This window comes from Cobetia sp. cqz5-12 (genome assembly GCF_016495405.1).
Lineage (GTDB): Bacteria > Pseudomonadota > Gammaproteobacteria > Pseudomonadales > Halomonadaceae > Cobetia.
The window spans coordinates 1,974,592-1,996,470 of the sequence record NZ_CP044522.1 but is presented as its reverse complement, the minus strand read 5'-3'; the positions used below and the strand labels follow the sequence as shown (position 1 = coordinate 1,996,470).

Below are 21,879 nucleotides of genomic sequence, written 5' to 3'. Positions count from 1 at the left end.
CCCTGGTGGTGCCGGAGGACGCTGACGTGACCGCCCCGAACACTCCGACCATCGCCTCTGCCACCGACAACGTGGAAGCCGTGACCGGCACCCTCACCTCCGGCGATAGCACCAATGACGCGACGCCGACGCTGACCGGCAGCGCCGAAGCCGGCAGTACCGTCACCATCACTCACAACGGTGAAGTCGTTGGTAGTGAGACGTCAGATGCCAATGGCAGCTGGAGCTATACCCCGAGCACTGATCTCGCCGATGGCGATCACATCTTCAGCGTCACCGCGACTGACGAAGCCGGCAACGAGAGTGCAGCCTCTGGCGAGTTCACCCTCACCGTCGACACCACCGCGCCGGATGCGCCGATTCTGTCCGAGACCGATGGCGAGACCGCCAACGGCAGCACCGTCAATGGCAACGCCGAAGCCGGCGGGACCGTCGAAATCACCAATGGTGATGGCGATCTGCTGGGCAGCGGTACTGTCGCCGAGGATGGCACCTTCAGCATCACGCTATCTCCGAAGCAGGAAGCCGGCGCTGAACTGACCGCCACCGTCACTGACGCCGCGGGTAACGAAAGCCCAGTCTCCGACACCCTGGTGGTGCCGGAAGATGCCGACGTCACCGCGCCGAATGCGCCGACCATCGCCTCCGCGACGGATAACGTGGAAGCCGTGACCGGCACCCTCGCCTCCGGCGATAGTACCAATGACGCCACTCCGACCCTGACCGGCAGCGCCGAAGCCGGCAGCACCGTCACGATTACCCACAACGGTGAAGAGATCGGCACCACCACCGCCGATAGCAATGGCATCTGGAGCTTCACGCCCGAGACCGATTTCGCCGATGGCGACCACGTCTTCAGCGTCACCGCGACCGATGCCGCAGGCAACGAAAGTGCACCGTCTGCTGACTTCACGCTCACCGTCGACACCACCGCGCCGGATGCACCGATTCTGTCTGAGACCGATGGCGAAACCGCCAATGGCAGTACGGTCAATGGCAGCGCCGAAGCCGGCGGGACGGTCGAGATCACCAACGGTGATGGCGATCTGCTGGGCTCTGGCACCGTCGCGGATGACGGCACCTTCAGCATCACGCTGTCTCCGAAGCAGGAAGCCGGCACTGAGCTGACGGCTACCGTCACCGATGCCGCAGGCAACGAAAGTGCTGTCTCCGACACCCTGGTGGTGCCGGAAGATGCCGACGTCACCGCACCGAATGCGCCGACCATCGCCTCTGCCACCGATGACGTGGAAGCCGATACCGGCGCCCTCGCCGATGGCGACAGCACCAATGATGCGACTCCGACCCTGACCGGTAGTGCCGAGATTGGCAGCACCGTCACCCTCACCCACAACGGTGAAGAAATCGGCACCGCTACCGCCGACAGCAACGGCACGTGGAGCTTCACGCCGGCGACTGGCTTCACCGATGGCGAGCACGTCTTCAGCGTCACTGCGACCGATGCCGCGGGCAACGAAAGTGCACCGTCTGCCGACTTCACGCTCACCGTCGACACCGTCGCGCCAAATGCACCAGTGCTGGCTAAGACCGATGGCACCACCGTCGCGGGCACCGGCGAGGCCGGCACCACGATCGAGATCACCAATACTGCTGGCGACGTCCTGGGCTCTGCTGAGGTCGACACCGATGGCAACTTCTCCGTTGAGCTTTCACCGGAGCAAGAAGCTGGCAGCACTCTGACAGCCACGGCAACCGATGCGGCCGGCAATGAAAGCGCAACGTCCGCGGCACTTGATGTGCCGGAAGATGCTGACGTCACAGCGCCGAATGCACCGACCATCGCCTCCGCCACTGATGATGTGGCGGCTGTCACAGGCACCCTCGCCGATGGCGACAGCACCAATGATGCGACTCCGACCCTGACCGGCAGCGCCGAAGCCGGCAGCACCGTGACCCTCACCCACAACGGTGAAGTGATCGGCACCACCATCGCTGACAGCAACGGCACGTGGAGCTTCACACCGGCGACTGCCTTCGCCGATGGCGAACACGTCTTCAGCGTCACCGCCACCGATGCCGCGGGCAACGAAAGTGCACCGTCTGCCGACTTCACGCTCACCGTCGACACCACCGCGCCGGATGCGCCGATTCTGTCTGAGACCGATGGCATCACCGTCGCCGGGACCGGTGAAGCCGGTACCACGGTCGAGATCACCAATGCTGCTGGCGACGTCCTGGCCTCTGCTGAGGTCGACACCGATGGCAACTTCTCGGTCGCGCTATCTCCCGAGCAGGATGCCGGCACCGAGCTGACGGCTACCGTCACCGATGCTGCAGGCAATGAGAGCCCGGCTTCCGACACACTGGTGGTCCCGGAAGATGCCGACGTCACCGCGCCGAATGCGCCGACCATCGCCTCCGCCACGGATAATGTGGAAGCCGTGACCGGCTCCCTCGCCAATGGCGACAGCACCAATGATGCGACTCCGACGCTGACCGGCAGCGCCGAAGCCGGCAGCACCATCACTCTCACCCATAACGGTGAAGAGATCGGCACCACCATCGCCGACAGTAACGGCACGTGGAGCTTCACACCGGCGACTGACTTCGCCGATGGCGAGCATGTCTTCAGTGTCACTGCCACCGATGCCGCGGGCAACGAAAGTGCACCGTCTGCCGACTTCACGCTCACCGTCGACACCACCGCGCCGGATGCGCCCGTTCTGGCCGAGACCGATGGCACCACCGTCACCGGCACCGGTGAAGCCGGTACCACGGTCGAGATCACCAATGCTGCTGGCGACGTCCTGGGCTCTGCTGAGGTCGACATCGATGGCAACTTCTCGGTCGCGCTGTCTCCCGAGCAGGATGCCGGCACCGAGCTGACCGCCACTGTCACCGATGCCGCTGGCAACGAAAGTGCTGTCTCCGACACCCTGGTGGTCCCGGAAGATGCCGACGTCACCGCGCCGAATGCGCCGACCATCGCATCTGCCACCGATGACGTGGAAGCCGTAACCGGCACCCTCGCCGATGGCGACAGCACCAATGATGCGACCCCGACCCTGACCGGCAGCGCCGAAGCCGGCAGCACCGTCACGATTACCCACAATGGTGAGGAAATCGCGACAGTCACCGCCGATGCCAATGGCAGCTGGAGCTATACCCCGAGCACTGATCTCGCCGATGGCGGTCACGTCTTCAGCGTCACCGCGACCGATACTGCGGGCAACGAAAGTGCGGCATCTGCCGACTTCACTCTTACCGTCGACACCACCGCGCCGGACGCGCCAGTCCTGAGCGAGACCGATGGCACCACCGTCGCCGGAACCGGTGAAGCGGGCACCACACTCGAGATCACCAATGCCAACGATGATGTGCTGGGAACAGCGGTCGTCGATGCAGATGGCACCTTCTCCGTCGAGCTCTCCCCGGAGCAGGAAGCCGGCATTGAGCTGACCGCCACGGTCACTGACGCGGCAGGCAATGAAAGTGCGGTTTCCGACACCCTGGTGGTGCCGGAGGACGCTGACGTGACCGCCCCGAACACCCCGACCATCGCCTCTGCCACCGACAACGTGGAAGCCGTGACCGGCACCCTCGCCTCCGGCGACAGCACCAATGATGCGACCCCGACGCTGACCGGCAGCGCCGAGATCGGTAGCACCGTCACCGTCACGCACAATGGGGAAGTGATCGGCACGACCACCGCCGATGCTAATGGCACCTGGAGCTTCACGCCCGAAACCGAATTCGCCGATGGCGAGCACGTCATCAGCGTCACCGCGACCGATGCCGCGGGCAACGAAAGTGCGGTATCTGCCGACTTCACCTTGACCGTCGATACCGCTGCGCCGGATGCGCCAGTCCTGAGTGAGACCGATGGCACCACCGTCGCAGGAACCGGTGAAGCGGGCACCACGCTCGAGATCACCAATGGCAACGATGATGTTGTGGGCACCGCGGTCGTCGATGCAGAAGGCAACTTCTCCGTCGAGCTCTCCCCGGTACAAGAAGCCGGTGCCGAGCTGACCGCGACGGTCACTGACGCCGCAGGCAACGAAAGCCCTGTCTCTGACACCCTGGTGGTGCCGGAGGACGCTGACGTCACTGCCCCGAACACCCCGACCATCGCCTCTGCCACCAACAACGTGGAAGCCGTGACCGGCACTCTCGCCAATGGCGACAGCACCAATGACGCGACTCCGACGCTGACCGGCAGCGCCGAAGCCGGCAGTACCGTCACCGTCACGCACAATGGTGAGGTGATCGGGACTGCCATCGCCGATACCAATGGCGCCTGGAGCTTCACGCCGGAGACCGAGCTCGCCGATGGCGACCACGTTTTCAGCGTTACCGCGACCGATGAAGCTGGCAACGAGAGTGCAGCCTCTGGCGAGTTCACCCTCACCGTCGACACCACTGCGCCGGATGCGCCGATTTTGTCCGAGACCGATGGCACCATCGTCGCCGGAACCGGTGAAGCGGGCACCACGATCGAGATCACCAATGCCAACGATGATGTGCTGGGAACAGCGGTCGTCGATGCAGATGGCACCTTCTCTGTCGAGCTCTCCCCGGAGCAGGAAGCCGGCAGTGAGCTGACCGCCATCGTCACTGACGCGACAGGCAATGAAAGTGCGGTTTCCGACACCCTGGTGGTGCCGGAGGACGCTGACGTGACCGCCCCGAACACCCCGACCATCGTCTCTGCCACCGATGACGTGGCGGCCGTGACCGGCTCCCTCGCTAATGGCGACAGCACTAATGATGCGACCCCGACCCTGACCGGCAGCGCCGAAGCCGGCAGTACCGTCACCATCACTCACAACGGTGAAGTCGTTGGTAGTGAGACGGCGGATGCCAATGCCAGCTGGAGCTATACCCCGAGCACTGATCTCGCCGATGGCGATCACGTCTTCAGTGTCACCGCGACCGACGAAGCCGGCAACGTGAGTGCGCCGTCTGGCGAGTTCACCCTCACCGTCGACACCACTGCGCCTACCAATCCAACCTTGGTGCTTACCAACGACACCAACACCACCGACGACGGCATCACCAGCAATGGCGAAGTCACCGTCAGCGACCTGGAAACTGGCGCGACCTGGGAGTACACCACCAACGGTGGCACCACCTGGACCGCGGGCACCGGCACCACCTTCACGCTCGCCGAAGGCAGCTATGCCGATGGCGACGTGCAGATCCGTCAGACCGATGTGGCCGGCAATGTCAGCGATGCCGTGAACCTGGGCACCGTGACGGTCGATGCCACCATCGCCGCGCCGAGCCTCGCGCTTACCACCGACACCAACGTCGCCGACGATGGCATCACCAGCAATGGTGAAGTCACCATCAGCGGCCTGGAAGCCAACGCAACCTGGGAGTACACCACCAACGGTGGCACGACCTGGATCGATGGCACCGGCACCACCTTCACGCTGGACGAAGGTGTTTACGCCGATGGCGCCGTGCAGATCCGTCAGACCGATGTCGCCGGCAACGTCAGCACTGAGGTCAGCCTGGGCGCCGTAATCGTTGATGCGACCATCGCTGCCCCGAGCCTTGCGCTCACCACCGACACCAACGTCACCGACGACGGCATCACCAGCAATGGTGAAGTCATCGTCAGTGGTCTGGAAGCTGACGCCACTTGGGAGTACTCCCTCGACGGCGGCAGCAACTGGATCGATGGCACCGGCACCACCTTCACGCTGGACGAAGGTGTCTACGCCGACGGCGACGTGCAGATCCGTCAGACCGATGTCGCCGGCAATATCAGCGACGCCGTGAACCTGGGTGACGTGACGGTCGATGCGACCGCGCCGACCACCACTGCTACCATTGACGCGATCAGCGACGATAGCGGTACCGCCGGCGACTTCATCACCAATGACGATGATGGCCTGACCGTCACCGCCACGCTGAGTGCCGAGCTCGCCACTGGGGAAGCTCTGCTCTACAGCACCGATGGCACCACCTGGATCGACATCACCGACAGCGTGTCCGGCACTGCCGTCAGCTACGCCGATGCCGACCTTACCGCCTCTGCCACCGTGCAGCTCAAGGTGCAGGACGCCGCCGGCAACGATGGCGCAGTGGCCTCGCAGGCGGTCGTAATCGACGCTGTCGCCCCGACCACCACTGCCACCATTGACGCGATCAGCGACGATAGCGGTACCGCCGGCGACTTCATCACCAATGACGATGATGGCCTGACGGTCACCGCCACGCTGAGTGCCGAGCTCGCCACTGGGGAAGCTCTGCTCTACAGCACCGATGGCACCACCTGGGTCGACATCACCGACAGCGTGTCCGGTACTGCTGTCAGCTACAACGATGCCGACCTCACCACCTCTGCCACCGTGCAGCTCAAGGTGCAGGACACTGCCGGCAACGATGGCGAAGTGACCTCGCAGGCCGTCGTGATCGACGCTGTCGCGCCGACCACCACTGCCACCATTGACGCGATCAGCGACGATAGCGGTACCGCCGGCGACTTCATCACCAATGACGATGATGGCCTAACGGTCACCGCCACGCTGAGTGCCGAGCTCGCCACTGGGGAAGCTCTGCTCTACAGCACCGATGGCACCACCTGGGTCGACATCACCGACAGCGTGTCCGGTACTGCTGTCAGCTATGCCGATGCCGACCTCACCGCCTCTGCCACCGTGCAGCTCAAGGTGCAGGACGCCGCCGGCAACGATGGCGACATCGAGAGTCAAGACGTCGTCATTGATACGATCGCTCCGACCACCACTGCCACCATTGACGCGATCAGCGACGATAGCGGTACCGCCGGCGACTTCATCACCAATGACGATGATGGCCTGACGGTCACCGCCACGCTGAGTGCCGAGCTCGCCACTGGGGAAGCTCTGCTCTACAGCACCGATGGCTCCACCTGGGTCGACATCACCGACAGCGTGTCCGGTACTGCCGTCAGCTACAACGATGCCGACCTCACAGCCTCTGCCACCGTGCAGCTCAAGGTGCAGGACACTGCCGGCAACGATGGCGAAGTGACCTCGCAGGCGGTCGTGATCGACGCTGTCGCGCCGACCACCACTGTCACCATTGACGCGATCAGCGACGATAGCGGTACCGCCGGCGACTTCATCACCAATGACGATGATGGCCTGACGGTCACCGCCACGCTGGATGCTCCGCTTGCCGAAGGCGAGACACTGCAGTACAGCACCGATGGCACCACCTGGATCGACATCACCGACAGCGTGACCGGCACTGCCGTCAGCTACGCCGATGCCAGCCTCACCACCTCTGCCACCGTGCAGCTCAAGGTGCAGGACGCCGCCGGCAACGATGGCGCAGTGGTCTCGCAGGCCGTCGTGATCGACGCTGTCGCGCCGACCACCACCGCCACCATTGACGCGATCAGCGACGATAGCGGTACCGCCGGCGACTTCATCACCAATGACGATGATGGCCTGACAATCACCGCCACGCTGAGTGCCGAGCTCGCCACTGGGGAAGCTCTGCTCTACAGCACCGATGGCACCACCTGGATCGACATCACCGACAGCGTGTCCGGCACTGCCGTCAGCTACGCCGATGCCGACCTTACCGCCTCTGCCACCGTGCAGCTCAAGGTGCAGGACGCCGCCGGCAACGATGGCGCAGTGGCCTCGCAGGCCGTCGTGATCGACGCTGTCGCGCCGACCACCACTGCCACCATTGACGCGATCAGCGACGATAGCGGTACCGCCGGCGACTTCATCACCAATGACGATGATGGCCTGACCGTCACCGCCACGCTGAGTGCCGAGCTCGCCACTGGGGAAGCTCTGCTCTACAGCACCGATGGCACCACCTGGGTCGACATCACCGACAGCGTGTCCGGTACTGCTGTCAGCTATGCCGATGCCGACCTTACCGCCTCTGCCACCGTGCAGCTCAAGGTGCAGGACGCCGCCGGCAACGATGGCGCAGTGGCCTCGCAGGCGGTCGTGATCGACGCTGTCGCGCCGACCACCACCGCCACCATTGACGCGATCAGCGACGATAGCGGTACCGCCGGCGACTTCATCACCAATGACGATGATGGCCTGACAATCACCGCCACGCTGAGTGCCGAGCTCGCCACTGGGGAAGCTCTGCTCTACAGCACCGATGGCACCACCTGGATCGACATCACCGACAGCGTGTCCGGCACTGCCGTCAGCTACGCCGATGCCGACCTTACCGCCTCTGCCACCGTGCAGCTCAAGGTGCAGGACGCCGCCGGCAACGATGGCGCAGTGGCCTCGCAGGCCGTCGTGATCGACGCTGTCGCGCCGACCACCACTGCCACCATTGACGCGATCAGCGACGATAGCGGTACCGCCGGCGACTTCATCACCAATGACGATGATGGCCTGACCGTCACCGCCACGCTGAGTGCCGAGCTCGCCACTGGGAAAGCTCTGCTCTACAGCACCGATGGCACCACCTGGGTCGACATCACCGACAGCGTGTCCGGTACTGCTGTCAGCTATGCCGATGCCGACCTCACCGCCTCTGCCACCGTGCAGCTCAAGGTGCAGGACGCCGCCGGCAACGATGGCGCAGTGGCCTCGCAGGCGGTCGTAATCGACGCTGTCGCCCCGACCACCACTGCCACCATTGACGCGATCAGCGACGATAGCGGTACCGCCGGCGACTTCATCACCAATGACGATGATGGCCTGACCGTCACCGCCACGCTGAGTGCCGAGCTCGCCACTGGGGAAGCTCTGCTCTACAGCACCGATGGCACCACCTGGATCGACATCACCGACAGCGTGTCCGGCACTGCCGTCAGCTATGCCGATGCCGACCTCACCGCCTCTGCCACCGTGCAGCTCAAGGTGCAGGACGCCGCCGGCAACGATGGCGACATCGAGAGTCAAGACGTCGTCATTGATACGATCGCTCCGACCACCACTGCCACCATTGACGCGATCAGCGACAATAGCGGTACCGCCGGCGACTTCATCACCAATGACGATGATGGCCTGACGGTCACCGCCACGCTGAGTGCCGAGCTCGCCACTGGGGAAGCTCTGCTCTACAGCACCGATGGCTCCACCTGGGTCGACATCACCGACAGCGTGTCCGGTACTGCCGTCAGCTACAACGATGCCGACCTCACAGCCTCTGCCACCGTGCAGCTCAAGGTGCAGGACACTGCCGGCAACGATGGCGCTATCGAGAGTCAAAACATCGTCATCGACACGACAGCTCCGACAGGGAGTGTCATCAACTTCACGGATGCTGATGGGGACGCTCTCAATGCTGCTGAAGCGACAGATGTGACATTCGAAGGCACTGTCGAAGCCGGCTTGACCAGCAGCAACCTCACGATCGTGATCACCGATACCGACAATGGCTCCGTCAGCGTCACAACCGAGAACATCACTGTCTCGGCGGCGGGCGAAGTGACTGTGTCAGGCGTCGACCTCACCGGTCTGGCAGAGGGACTGCTGACCGTGACCATGACCGTAACGGACGATGCAGGAAATGAGAATGTGGCCGCCGTGACCGATACGGCGACCAAGCTGAGCGACGATTTCCTCGATCTGGGCAATGCCAACCGACTGACAATCTCGGAAGCCCTGATCGCCTCTGCGGCGGGCGCCGTCGCCAGCACTCAGTCATTCGCCGATACCAGCGGTGAGGCAACTCTCTCACTCAGCTCCACCGAGTCGCTCACCAGCAACGGCCAGGCACTTGAATGGGTCGTTACGGATGCAGGGCGCACGCTCACATTGGCAAGTGATGCCGACAATGCTGCTGCGACGGCCGTCATGGTCGTTTCCGTCACTGAGGATGGCTCGGAAGTTATCTACAGCGCAGAACTGCTCGGCAACATTGATCAGGTGAATGCCGAGTCATCCACGGTGGATGTGCTTGTCACTCTGACCGACGGCGCGTCGAGCACCAGCAGTACCTTGAATATCGATATCGCTGATGATGTACCGACGATTGCGGCAAGTACCGTCGTGGAGACTCTGAGCTCGAATACGGATTACACCGGCTCCATCTTCGATGGTGAGGATGACTTCGGATTTGGAGCTGATGCGGCATATGGGCAGGTGCAGTCCTTCACGTTCAAGGGCCTGACATTCACTGTCTCTGATGATGGCACCTACGCGGACGTGACCGGCACCTCAACCGAGATTGGCTTGGAGGCTGGCGATACTGTAAGCATCGTCGATGGCATTCTGGCGGTCGAAACGCTGTCCGGTGAATCCTTCAGCCTGAATATCGACTCAGGGGACTATAGCTACAGCCACCAGGGCCAGTTCAGCGCAACAGAGGAGGCCAATACACGCCCGCAAGCCAACGTGACTGAAAGCGATGGTGTGCTAGGCCTTGTCGGCGTCAATGTTCTTGATATCGTGACCTTGAGCAACGACCAGCTATATAGTGTCTATGATGCCGAAGACAATGTTTCTTCGGTTACACTTAGCACTAATGGCCTTATAAGCTCTCTTACTGGCTTGGTCGAGGGGCTGACACTGGGACTAATACCAGTTCAAGCTGCCATCAATGCCTTACTGGGGACCAGTTCTTGGGTCTATAGTGAAGCATTGGCTTCTGAACTGGGCCTTACTGTCATAACTGACACTAATTCTGACTCAGAGAAAACTATTACCATCTCCAGCAGTGATGGTAGTGATATCAACAACATAGAAATCAATGAACTGCTAGCTAGTGTAGATTTTACAATTTCTTCCCCAGGGCTACTTAGTGGCCTTTTGAGCCTGCTCGACTTGGATTCTCTGGCTGACTCCATCTTGAGCAGCACCACCATTTATGCAACCGACTCACTCGGTGCAACCTCATCTGACACAGATGCTTCATTGGCCAATGTGGAGCTCCTTGTCGATGACTATGAGATCCCTGTGAATGAAGGCACTACCGGTAATGACACTGTTACCGCTTCACAATCAGGCTCTAACCTTTATGGCTATGCTGGAAACGACACACTAAATGGTGGAAGTGGAAGCAATATCCTGCGCGGTGGGAGTGGCGATGACATCCTGAATGGTGCGGCAGGCAGCGACTTGTTGATCGGCGGTTCAGGGGATGACAGCTTGGATGGTGGGGCCGGCGTAGACGTCATTCGATGGGAGGCCGGTGATGAAGGTACCGTCACTACACCTGCAACGGATACCGTGCTGGATTTCAACAATGACAGTGAGACCGATGCCACATCTGGCGATACCCTTGATCTGACTGATCTGTTGACCGGGGCCTATTATGTCGATAGCGCCACCAACAATCTTGCGAGCTATATCAGTGCCGAATATGTCTCGGCAGCCGGTGCGACCGTCCTCTATATCAACACAGAGGGTGGATTGACCGCTGATCCTGCCGCGTCCGCCAACCAGGTCATCAATATCGACGGACTCGATCTGACCGAAGGTGGCACCTTGACGAGCAGTGAGGTCATCGACTCCCTCATCAGCGGCGAGCAGTTGTTGGTGGGCACGGAGGTCAATGAGTCTGATGTCAGTGTCACGGTCGTGGATGGTGATGGCGACACGGCGACGGGTGAAATCACCTTCGTCGGTGAGGAAAGTCTGGACGCGGTCACCAATACCGCCCCTATCGTCACCCTGCAGGATTCTGAGCTGTTGGGCCTGGTCGGTCTCGAGGCAATCGACCTGATTGACCTTTCCAACAACCAGGTCTTCGTCGCAGACCCTGACAACAACCTGCGCGAAGTCGTGATCAATTACGCTGCAGTCGTGGATGTCAGTGCACTGAGCGGTTTGCTCACTGATCCTCAATTCACTTGGGACAACGACCTGGCGACTTCGCTTGGCCTATCAGTTACAAGTAGCAATGGCGGGATCATCGGGACACTCGCCACTAGCGCGGAGCTGACCATTACCGCGACTGATGGTGGGGATATCGACAACCTGGCGCTCACTCAATTCCTGGCGACCATCGGATTCGATGATGGCGGTGCTGCCGAATTCAACTTGGCGAACATCGACCTATTGGATGCCTACAGCATCACGGCAACCGATGCCTACGATGCCAGCACCACGGATGCCATCTCCTCTTTGGCAGGTGTGGAGCTGCTTGATTCCAATGAACCCCTGTTCTCCGGTATCGACGAAAGCAACACCTTTATTGGTAGCCTGCTGACCGACGATGAAATCGATATTTCAGCCAACCTTGAAGGCAGCGCGATCTTCGGGCTTTCCGGCAATGATTCTCTCATCGGTGGCCTCGGTAATGATGTCATTCGAGGTGGCGAGGGGGATGACTCCCTGGTCGGCAACGCGGGGGATGATCTGCTGATTGGCGATTCGGGCAGCAACACCTTCGATGGTGGCGCGGGTGATGACCTGATCGTCACTTCCAGCCTGGACTTCACCATTGAGGGTGGCGCTGACATCGATACCGTCAGGTTCGATGGCACAGGAAAAGGCATCGATCTCGTCGCCTTGTCCGCCCAGGCTGAGCCCAGTGTCATGACCAACATCGAAGTGCTCGATATCTCGGCCAGCAGCGAGACCGGCACCAGTCTGAAAATCGATGCCGATACGGTATTGAACCTCACCGATGGTGATAACGAGCTGTACATCGATGGCGATGAAGGCGATAGCGTGGAAGCGGCTGGGGCAACATCATCCGCGACAACGACCGAGTTCAACGGCACGACGTATGATACTTATCAGCTTGGTGAGGCAACGCTGTATATCGATCAAGACGTGACCGTGAATACCAGCAACGGATAAGCCTGATCGAGGTGCCCCGCAAGGGGCACCTCCCTTGATGATCAGCATGATTCAGAAACACTAGAGCGTCAGGATGACGCAGCACTTCAGAGGACACTCTGAAGACAAGGAGTCACATGATGCCCACCCTATTTCGTTGCCCGTCCGTCATCGGACAGGCGACAACTCTGCGCATACGAATGAAGAGGCTTTGCATCGCCGTCTGTGTCGTCTCAGCCGGTCTGGCGAGTTCGCTTCCGGCCAGTGCTCAGACGACACGTGATCTCGCCGCCGTGCTGAGCGATGTACTCAGGCATGACCCTCGCATCGACGCCGCCCGGGCCAATGTCCGAGCCGCAGGGACGGATATCGAGATTGCCGAGGATGGCTATTGGCCGCGCCTGGAAAGCAGCGTCGGCACCGAGGACAACTTCACCGAAGGCGGCTACCGTCTCACCCTGAGCCAGATGCTGTACGACTGGGGCCAGGTGGAGGCTGAGGTCGACCAACGCAAGGCCGAGCGGGATGTCGAACGTGACACCTTGGATCAGACCCGCATGGAAATCGCCCAGGAGGCGATCACCGCCTATGTCGATCTCGGGGCCAATCGCGCCATGGTGCGCCGCGTACGTGATTACATCGAGAAGCTCGAAAGCCTCGAGACACTGGCCAATGATCGTACCTTCTCGGGCTATGGTGACCGGGTCGAGCTGGACCGCGCCGCCGTCGACCTTGCCAGTGCGCGTGAATGGCTGGCACGCCTTCAGGGCGATGCCGATACCGCCCGTCAGGAGCTCGAGATACTCAGCGGCCGCTCCTTCAGGGATGTTGCGCTTAGTGCCCCGCCGCCCCTGCCGATCGTGGCGGACCTGGCCCGCGACCCTGCCACTACAGATGCCGCCATCACCAACGCGCCGGCCTATCGCAGTCATGTCAGCCAGCAGAATGCCGCGCGACACGCCTTGAGCCTGAGCGAGGCCGAGCGCTGGCCGGAATTGCGACTGGAGGCGACAAGCTCACGTTATGAGTCGAACGACGACATGGTCAGCGACTCCAGTATCGGCCTGCGCATCGAGGCCCCGGTCTTTCAGGGCCTGACACCCCTCCGTCAGCCTGAAGCGGACCGCGCACGCCTGACCGCCGCCCAGTTCGAGACCGCCTCCACTGCCCGTGAGCTGCGCCGCCAGATCCAGCGACTGTCTGCCAGTCAGCCAGCGGTCGAGGCACGCATCAAGGCGCTGGATCAGCAGGCACGCAGCGGGGAGCGCCTGCGCAGCAGCTATCGCGACCAGTTCATCACCGGTTCGCGCAATATCGAGGATCTGCTGACCATCGAGAGCGAGATCTTCGCCGCACGGCGCCAGATGATCGAACTCAATACCCAGCTGCTCACCGATCAATATGACCTCGCGACCCAGTTGGGTGCCCTGCCGCTGGTCTCCTCGCCCTATCGGGCCGAAGCCGCGGTCACCCCGCCAGAGACGGCGCACATCTCGCTGCCCCACTCTCATCCCCATGCCAGCCAGGGAGTCAGCCCATGAGCGCCCCACGAACCACCGCCCCCTCGGCCACGGCGACATCGCAACCCGACCCTTTGCTGGAGAGCGTTCGCCAGTTGCTGCGTCTGCAGGGCCACGGCATCGACCTCGAACGCCTGCGCCATGGCATGCCACTGACCAAGGGGCAGCTCGCGCCACAGGATCTGGAGCAGGCCCTGTCACGCCAGGGCATTGCCGCACGTCTGAGTCAGGCTCCCCTCGACGAGATTCCTGCCAGCCTGATGCCCTGCGTCGTGCTGCTGGAAGACGGTAGCAGCCGCGTCCTGCTGGCCCATGAGGCGTCGCATCAGAGGCCTGAAACGTCGAGCATCGAATCGCGCACCAAGTCGAGTGCCGAGTCGAGCGACACCCCGGCAGACGGTGATAGGGAAGCAGCCCCCAGCGGTCCCGGCTATCAGTTGCTCGACCCGCTGTCCGGGGGAGAATACTGGCAGCCACAGGCCGAGCTGAACGCCGCATACGCCGGCATTGCGCTGTTCGCCCATGGCGAGATCTCGCTGGAGCGCGCAGAAGGTTACAGCCAGACCCGCCAGGGTCACTGGCTGACATCACGCCTCAAGTCCCATTGGCGAGTCTTCGCCGAGGTCGCGCTGTCCTCCTCGCTTGCTGCACTGCTGGCGGTGGCCACGGCCCTGTTCGCGATGCAGGTCTATGACCGGGTGGTGCCGACCGGCGCCGTCGATACGCTGTGGGCGCTGGGCATCGGCGTGATTCTCGCCATCGCGCTGGAAGCGCTGTTGCGCGCACTGCGGGCGCAATTGATCGAGAACTCGGGCAAGAAGATCGATCTCGAGCTCAACGATCACATCTTCCGCCACGCCGTGCAGATGCGCCTGGCCTCGAAGCCGCGCTCCACCGGTGCGATGACCAGCCAGATTCGAGACTTCGATGCCATCCGCGAATTCTTCACCGCCTCGACCCTCGGGGCCTGTGGTGATCTGCCCTTCGCCCTGCTGTTCCTGGGCCTGATCACCCTGCTGGGCGGCCCGGTGGTCTGGGTACCGGTGGCCGCCATCGTGTTGATGCTGATTCCCGTGCTGCTGGCGCAACCCTGGCTGTCACGCCTGTCCCGTGAGGGCATGCGCGAATCCGCGGTCAAGAATGGCGTATTGCTCGAGACCCTCGACAACCTCGAGAACCTCAAGGCCTGTCGCGCCGAAGGCCATGCCAGTCGTCAATGGCAGCGCCTGACCTCCGAGCAGACCCACCGTGGCGTCACCTTCCGCCATGCCGTCGCCTGGCTGACCAGCTGGGGCACCGGCATGCAGCAGCTGGCCTACGTCGGCGTCATCATTGCCGGTGTCTATCTGATCATGGCCGGCGAGTTGAGCGTCGGTGCTCTGATCGCCTGCTCGATCCTGTCGTCGCGCGCCATCGGCCCGACCCTGCAGATCAGCGCGCTGCTGAGTCGCTGGCAGCACGTCAAGGTGGCCAAGGAAGGCTTGGATGCGCTGATGGAGACCGATATCGAGCGACCCGGTGATCGTCGCTTCGCGCGACTCGCCCAGGCTCGCGGTCACTATCATGCCGAGAATCTGCATTGGCGCTATGACGAGGAAGCGCCGGAGGCTCTGGCACTGGATCGTCTGAGCATCGCGCCCGGTGAACACATCGCGCTGCTGGGGGGCAATGGCGCCGGCAAGAGCACCCTGCTGCGACTGCTGGCCGGCTATTTCACGCCTACCAGCGGTGAACTGACCCTCGATCACCTCGCCCTGAGTCAGATCGACCCTGCCGACCGCCAACGCGCCATCGGCTACCTGCCACAGGACATCAGTCTGTTCAGCGGCACCCTGCGCGACAATCTGTGCATCGACGGACGGGATGTCAGCGACATGCGTCTGCTGGAGGTCCTCGAGATGACCGGCCTGGGCGACTTCGTGCGTCGTCATCCGCTGGGGCTGGACATGCTGTTGCATGATCGCCACAGCCTGTCCGGCGGCCAACGACAGAGCCTCGGTCTTGCCCGCCTGATCCTGCAGGACCCGGCCGTGGTGCTGCTGGATGAGCCCACCGCCTCGCTGGATCAGGCCACCGAGCAACACGTCATCAAGACCCTCGGCCCCTGGCTTGCCGGCCGCACCCTGGTACTCGCCACACACCGCAAGTCGCTGCTCGGCTGGGTCGAACGTGCCCTGGTGCTGCGCCACGGCAAGCGCGTCATGGACGGCCCGCTGGATCAGATCATGGCCAGACAATCGGCCGGCAAGACACCGGCCACCTCCGCATCCCGTCAGCGCCAGGAGGCCTCATGAGCCAGCGTTTCGATCCCGAACTCATCAAACGCGAGCTGGGCGCGCCGGACCAGAAGCTGGAAAGCCACTGGTCGCGCCCGCTGCTGTGGGCCAGCTTCCTGGTCATCGCACTGTTCATCGCCTGGTCGAGCTGGGCCGAGGTCAATGAGGTGGCGCGTGGCGAAGCCAAGGTCATCCCCTCCTCCCGCCAACAGACCATCCAGAGCCTCGAGGGCGGTATCCTCGACGAGATGATGGTTCGGGAGGGGGAAATCGTCGAGGCCGGCCAGCTGCTGGCCGCCATCGATGAAACCCGCTTCCGCTCGGCCTACATGGAATCGCTGAGCCAGGCCCAGGCGCTTAGGGCGACCATCGGACGTCTGGAAGCCGAGGTACTGGACAAGGCCAGCATCGAGTTTCCGCAGGAGGTGCGTGACAACGAGGCACTGACGGCCACCGAGCGTGAGCTATTCACGGCGCGGCGCAAGAAGCGTGACAGCGCCTTGAATGCGGTCAGCAAGGAGATCACTGCGGCCCAGCGTCAGCTCGCGGTGATCCGCCCGCTGGTCAAGCGACGTGCCGTGGGCGAGATGGAGATGCTCAAGCTGGATCGCGAGATCGCCGAACTCAAGGGCCGTCAGGCCGAGATCCGCAATACCTATCTGCAGGATGCCTACGCCGAGCTTGCCGACAAGAAGTCCGAACTGGCGACACTGGAAGAGACTACCGTGCAGCGGCGTGATCAGCTGGATCGCACCCGGCTGCTCTCGCCGGTGCGTGGCGTGGTCAACAACATCGCCATCACCACGCGTGGCGGCGTCATCCCGCCCGGCGAGGAGATCATGCAGATCACCCCGCTGGAAGACACCCTGGTGTTCGAGACGCGCATCCGCCCGCAGGATGTCGCCTTCATCGCCCCGGGCATGCCGGCCACGATTCGCATCAGCGCCTACGACTATGCGGTCTACGGCACGCTGGAGGGCAAGGTGGAGCGCATCAGCTCTGACACCCTGGAAGAGGAAACGCCGCGGGGTGAGGAAAGCTACTATCGCGTGCTGGTCAGCAGCGAGACCGCGGCGCTGGAGCACAATGGCGAGACGCTGCCGATCAAGCCGGGCATGGTCGCCACGGTGGACATCGAGACCGGCGAGCGCAGCGTGCTCTCGTATCTCCTGAGACCCTTCACGCGTCTGGAGCTGCGCTGAGCGCAAGCCTGATCATCAGATAACGGGCGTCTGGCGCAATGCCTGCATGTCCGGCCACAACCGCGCGAAGCTGTCCTCAAGCATCGCGCGGTTATCCGCCAGCCACGGCGTCATGTCCGCCAGCGGATTGGCGCCAGCTTCCAGATCCCCCATCTTGTGCGTACGCCTTCCGCTTCGCGTATCACTTTGCCTTCGTGAATCACTTTGCCTTCGTGAATCACTTTGCCTTCGTGAATCACTTTGCCTTCGTGAATCACTTTGCTGGCGAGGATCACTTGTCTGGCGTATGCGGCGTCTGGCCGTCATGCGCTCGCCGATGCTGGCAATGGTCGAGAGCGTGAACTCCAGCTCCTGATAGCGCCTGAGCGCATCGCGCACCTGAATCCACTCGATGAGGCTCGACAGGCGTGACGGCACCTCCTCACGCGCCAACAGGCGATAGAGGCGCTCGATATCGTCATCGTGCATCTCACCAGCCAGCAGGTGATCCCACATCATGTCAAAGGCGATGCCGGCCACACGACGTGACGCGGGCGGTACCTGAGTCAACAGCCAGCGAGTTTCGGGATGGGCATCGATCACCGCATCACAGCGGCGATGGAAACGGATGCCGGCTTCTATCTCAGGCGACCAGCCGCTCAGGTCACTGCCGCGCACGCCGTCGGCAATCAGGTTGCCAAACAGGAAGTTATCGCTGCCCGCCAGACACAGGTGCGCATGACCAAGAAAGTTCAAGTTGCTAGACTCCTGATATCATTACCCATTATTCAATATCCCCGTCCTCTTCTGACTATCGAGACCTCTGATGCCATCTGCGTCCATGCCTGCCAAGGCGCCCATCGTGCGCGATATCGTCCTGATCGGCGGGGGACATAGCCATGTTGGCGTGTTGATGCGTTTCGCCATGCAGCCTGAGCCTGGCGTACGCCTCACCGTCATCTGTCGCGACACCGACACGCCCTACTCCGGCATGCTACCCGGTTACGTGGCGGGGCATTACACCTTTGATGATGTGCATATCGACCTGCGTCGGCTGTGTCAGTTCGCCGGCGCACGCTTCTATCGGGATCAGGTGATCGATATCGACCGCGGCCAGCGCCGCGTGATCTGCGCCGAGCGCCCGGCGGTGGACTATGACCTGCTGTCGATCAATATCGGCTCCACGCCTCGCCTGTCCCACATCGACGGTATCGGTGATCCCGAATCGGCTGATGCTCCCGTGGTGGCGGTCAAACCGATCAGCACCTTCCAGCAGCGCTGGCTGAGCCTGCTTGAGCGCGCCAGAAGCGCCGAGCGGCCTCTCGACATCGTGCTGGTCGGCGGCGGTGCCGGCGGGGTCGAGCTGCTGCTGGCCATCCAGCAGCGCCTCGCCACCGAGTTGCCCGCTACGCTTGCGCCGAACCTGACGCTGATCACTCGCGGACAGCGCCTGTTGCCGACGCATTCTCCTGAGGTCAGCGAGGCACTCGCTACCACCTTGCATGAACGCGGTATCCAGGTACATTTCGGTGAGGAGATCACCGCTGTTGAATCGTCCACGACGTCATCCCAGCGCCAGCTGATCAGTGCCAGCGGCAGTCACCATCCGGCCGACGAGGCCATCTGGGTGACACGCGCCGGAGGGGCACGCTGGCTTGAGAAGACAGGACTGAGCCTGGATGAGGATGGCTTTCTCAAGGTACGCGATACCCTGCAGACGCTCGAGGATGATGCCATCTTCGCCGCGGGCGATATCGCGCATCAGGTCAATCATCCGCGTGAAAAGGCCGGCGTCTTCGCCGTACGCCAGTCACGGCCGCTGGCTGACAACCTGCGCCGCGCCGTGCGCGGAGAGTCACTACATCCCTATATTCCGCAGTCCCGCTGGCTGGCCCTGATCAGCACCGGGGATCGTGATGCCATTGCCTCACGCGGCAATCTGGGGCTGGTGTCGCCGTGGCTGCGCCCGTGGCTGTGGCGCTGGAAGGACCATATCGACCGCCAGTTCATGGCACGCTTCAATGAACTGCCCAGCATGGAGGACGCCGCGGACACCGGCGGCCTTGCCGGGTTGCAACAGCGCATCAGCGCTGCCTGGCAGGCGCTCAAGGGCGGCGATGGCAGGCTCCACCCGCGCCTGACCGCCGAGCTGGATGAGCAGGAAGCGCATCAGGCCCTGTCCGCCCTGGCGATGCGCTGTGGCGGCTGTGGCGCCAAGGTCGGTGCCAGTGTGCTCTCCCGAGCGCTGCAGAGCCTTGCCCCACGCGAGAACCCGGACGTGCTGGTCGGGCTGCATGCTCCGGATGATGCCGCCATCGTGCGAGTGCCCGAAGGTCAGGCACTGGTACACAGCGTCGACTTCTTCCGCGCCTTCATCGATGACCCCTATCTGTTCGGGCGCATCGCCGCCAATCACGCCCTGGGCGATCTCTACGCCATGGGCGCGACACCCCACACCGCGACCGCCGTCGCCACGGTGCCGCAGGGAATCGAGCGCAAGGTCGAACCGCTGGTACGCGAGCTGATGCAAGGCGCCACCGAAGTGCTCAACGAGGCAGGCTGTACGCTGGTCGGCGGACATACCGGCGAAGGTCAGGAGCTGGCGCTGGGCTTCGCGCTCAATGGTCTGGTGGAGGAGAGTCTGGCCGGCGTCACCTGCAAGGGCGGCATGCAGCCAGGCGAGGTGCTGATCCTCACCAAGGCCATCGGCACCGGCACCCTGCTGGCAGCGCACGCACGCCTGGAAGCGCGCGGCCGCTGGATCGATGCCGCTCTGGAGAGCATGCAGCAATCCAGTCAGCAGGCGGCAAATATCCTGCGCGCCCATCAGGCGAGCGCCTCCACCGATGTCACCGGCTTCGGCCTGCTCGGCCATCTGGTGGAGATGACCCGCGCCAGCGGCGTGGATGCCGAACTCGAGATCGACGCCCTGCCGATACTGGACGGCGCCGAGGACTGCGTCGCCCGCGGGGTAGTCAGCTCACTGCAACCGGCCAACCTGCGTCTCAAGCGGGCCCTGAAGGATCAGGCCGGCGTCATCGATCATCCGCGCTATCCGCTGCTGTTCGATCCACAGACTGCCGGCGGCCTGCTGGCCAGTGTGCCGGCAGGTGAGGCCGAGTCCTGCCTGGCCGCGCTCAAGGCCGCCGGCTATCACGCCAGCGCCATCATCGGGCGCATCCTGCCACAGGGTGACGCGCTGGCACCGATCAGCATCAAGCGCTGAACGCGGCGGGACAACTCACCGACGACGTCAGCCGCCCCCTTGCCGCCGGTCGTTTGCCCCCACGAAAAGACGCCCGCCAGATCTCTCTGGCGGGCGTCTTGAGCTCTGCAGCACGCAAGTCCGAGGGCTAGCTCACTTCGGCCATCTCACCTTCGACTGGCTCCGTTCGGCCATATCGGTTCGGCCGGCTCAGGCTTCGGCTTCGCGCTTGAGCGCCTCGAAGCTTTCCACGAAGGCATCCATCGTCTCGGCACAATAATCACGTAAACCACTGACGACTAGCTTCTTGGAGCCACTGCCGATGCACTGCTCGCCATCATGGATACCGAATTCGAGCAGGGTATCACCACGCTTGCCGTTGACCTCAAGCGAGGAGCGCACGAAATCGAGATGCAGATCGGCGATATCGAGCCGTTCGAAACAGAAGCCCATGCTGTCATAGATCACCAGCGGGCGTGCCGGATTGAACATCACCCCCTTCTCCAGCATCAGCGGCTGCAGGAAGTGCGGGAAGTTGCGCCCGGAGAAGGCGATATACTGGCGAGTGAAATTGGCGACCACTTCCTCGTCATGCGTGGTATCACCGCTGCGCTCGACCGTCAGATAGACCTTGCCGGCTTCATCGCGCACCAGCAGCGACACGCCATTCTCGTCGGGTTCTTCCAGCGCTTCGAAGATCAAGGGCACATCATTGCCGACCATGCCGCAGAAACGGATGGTCATGCACTGTGAAAGGCCGAATTTCGCCAGCAACAGGGAGAACAGCAGGTCGCCGGGCACACAGAAGCGTCGCGCGTCGGGGTCATGAATGGGGTTGTAATCCCCCGCCATCTGCTTGGCGAAGCGACTTGCCTGCTCGGCGGTGATCCGCACGCGGCCTTCTTCGACCCGGTGAAACTGATCAAGAAACATGGACTGCCTTCCTGCCCTGCTTGAATGATGATCGATGGCCCGTCCTGAACCATCGCGGAAATGCCTCCGAGGGGAGGAATCGCGGTC

At 62.6% G+C, this 21,879-nt stretch carries 7 protein-coding genes; 5 read left to right on the top strand and 2 right to left on the bottom strand.

Translation table 11 applies throughout. The annotated features are described in order from the left end of the window. Positions 1-26: 26 nt before the first annotated feature. The 4 genes from F8A90_RS08460 to F8A90_RS08445 all read left to right on the top strand — a co-directional run bounded on the left by F8A90_RS08460 (position 27) and on the right by F8A90_RS08445 (position 17,675). A complete protein-coding gene (locus F8A90_RS08460) occupies positions 27-12,698 on the top strand; it encodes an Ig-like domain-containing protein (protein WP_200019754.1) in 12,672 nt (4,223 codons plus the stop codon). A gap of 119 nt (positions 12,699-12,817) precedes the next feature. After that, positions 12,818-14,218, top strand: coding sequence for a TolC family protein (locus tag F8A90_RS08455; protein ID WP_200019753.1), 1,401 nt, complete (start codon positions 12,818-12,820; stop codon positions 14,216-14,218). Beyond that, on the top strand, positions 14,215-16,491 hold the full coding sequence (locus tag F8A90_RS08450; RefSeq protein ID WP_200019752.1) for a type I secretion system permease/ATPase: 2,277 nt from the start codon (positions 14,215-14,217) through the stop codon (positions 16,489-16,491). The genes F8A90_RS08455 and F8A90_RS08450 overlap by 4 nt, the downstream gene beginning before the upstream one ends. After that, the gene (locus F8A90_RS08445; RefSeq protein ID WP_200019751.1) at positions 16,488-17,675 is read left to right on the top strand and encodes an HlyD family efflux transporter periplasmic adaptor subunit; all 1,188 of its coding nucleotides are present in this window, start codon (positions 16,488-16,490) and stop codon (positions 17,673-17,675) included. The genes F8A90_RS08450 and F8A90_RS08445 overlap by 4 nt, the downstream gene beginning before the upstream one ends. A gap of 15 nt (positions 17,676-17,690) precedes the next feature. Here F8A90_RS08445 and F8A90_RS08440 read toward each other — a convergent pair whose 3' ends face one another. Then, the gene (locus tag F8A90_RS08440; RefSeq protein ID WP_200019750.1) at positions 17,691-18,410 is read right to left on the bottom strand and encodes an ACP phosphodiesterase; all 720 of its coding nucleotides are present in this window, start codon (positions 18,408-18,410) and stop codon (positions 17,691-17,693) included. 70 nt (positions 18,411-18,480) lie between these two features. On the opposite strand from F8A90_RS08440, the gene selD reads away from it, so the two are divergent. Then, positions 18,481-20,880 carry a selenide, water dikinase SelD gene (selD, locus tag F8A90_RS08435; protein WP_200019749.1) on the top strand — a complete coding sequence of 800 codons (2,400 nt, stop codon included), beginning with the start codon at positions 18,481-18,483 and terminating at the stop codon, positions 20,878-20,880. Positions 20,881-21,069: 189 nt separating this feature from the next. On the opposite strand, the gene F8A90_RS08430 is transcribed toward selD, so the two are convergent. Beyond that, positions 21,070-21,792 (bottom strand): DUF3581 family protein, encoded by a 723-nt coding sequence (locus F8A90_RS08430; RefSeq protein WP_200019748.1) that lies wholly within the window; start codon positions 21,790-21,792, stop codon positions 21,070-21,072. Positions 21,793-21,879: the final 87 nt, after the last annotated feature.

What these genes read in the sequence shown, in the direction of transcription:
- F8A90_RS08455 (WP_200019753.1), top strand. Translation starts at nt 12,818, where the DNA reads ATGCCCACCCTATTTCGTTGCCCGTCCGTCATCGGACAGGCGACAACT.
- F8A90_RS08450 (WP_200019752.1), top strand. Translation starts at nt 14,215, where the DNA reads ATGAGCGCCCCACGAACCACCGCCCCCTCGGCCACGGCGACATCGCAA.
- F8A90_RS08445 (WP_200019751.1), top strand. Translation starts at nt 16,488, where the DNA reads ATGAGCCAGCGTTTCGATCCCGAACTCATCAAACGCGAGCTGGGCGCG.
- selD (WP_200019749.1), top strand. Translation starts at nt 18,481, where the DNA reads ATGCCATCTGCGTCCATGCCTGCCAAGGCGCCCATCGTGCGCGATATC.
- F8A90_RS08430 (WP_200019748.1), bottom strand. Translation starts at nt 21,792, where the DNA reads ATGTTTCTTGATCAGTTTCACCGGGTCGAAGAAGGCCGCGTGCGGATC.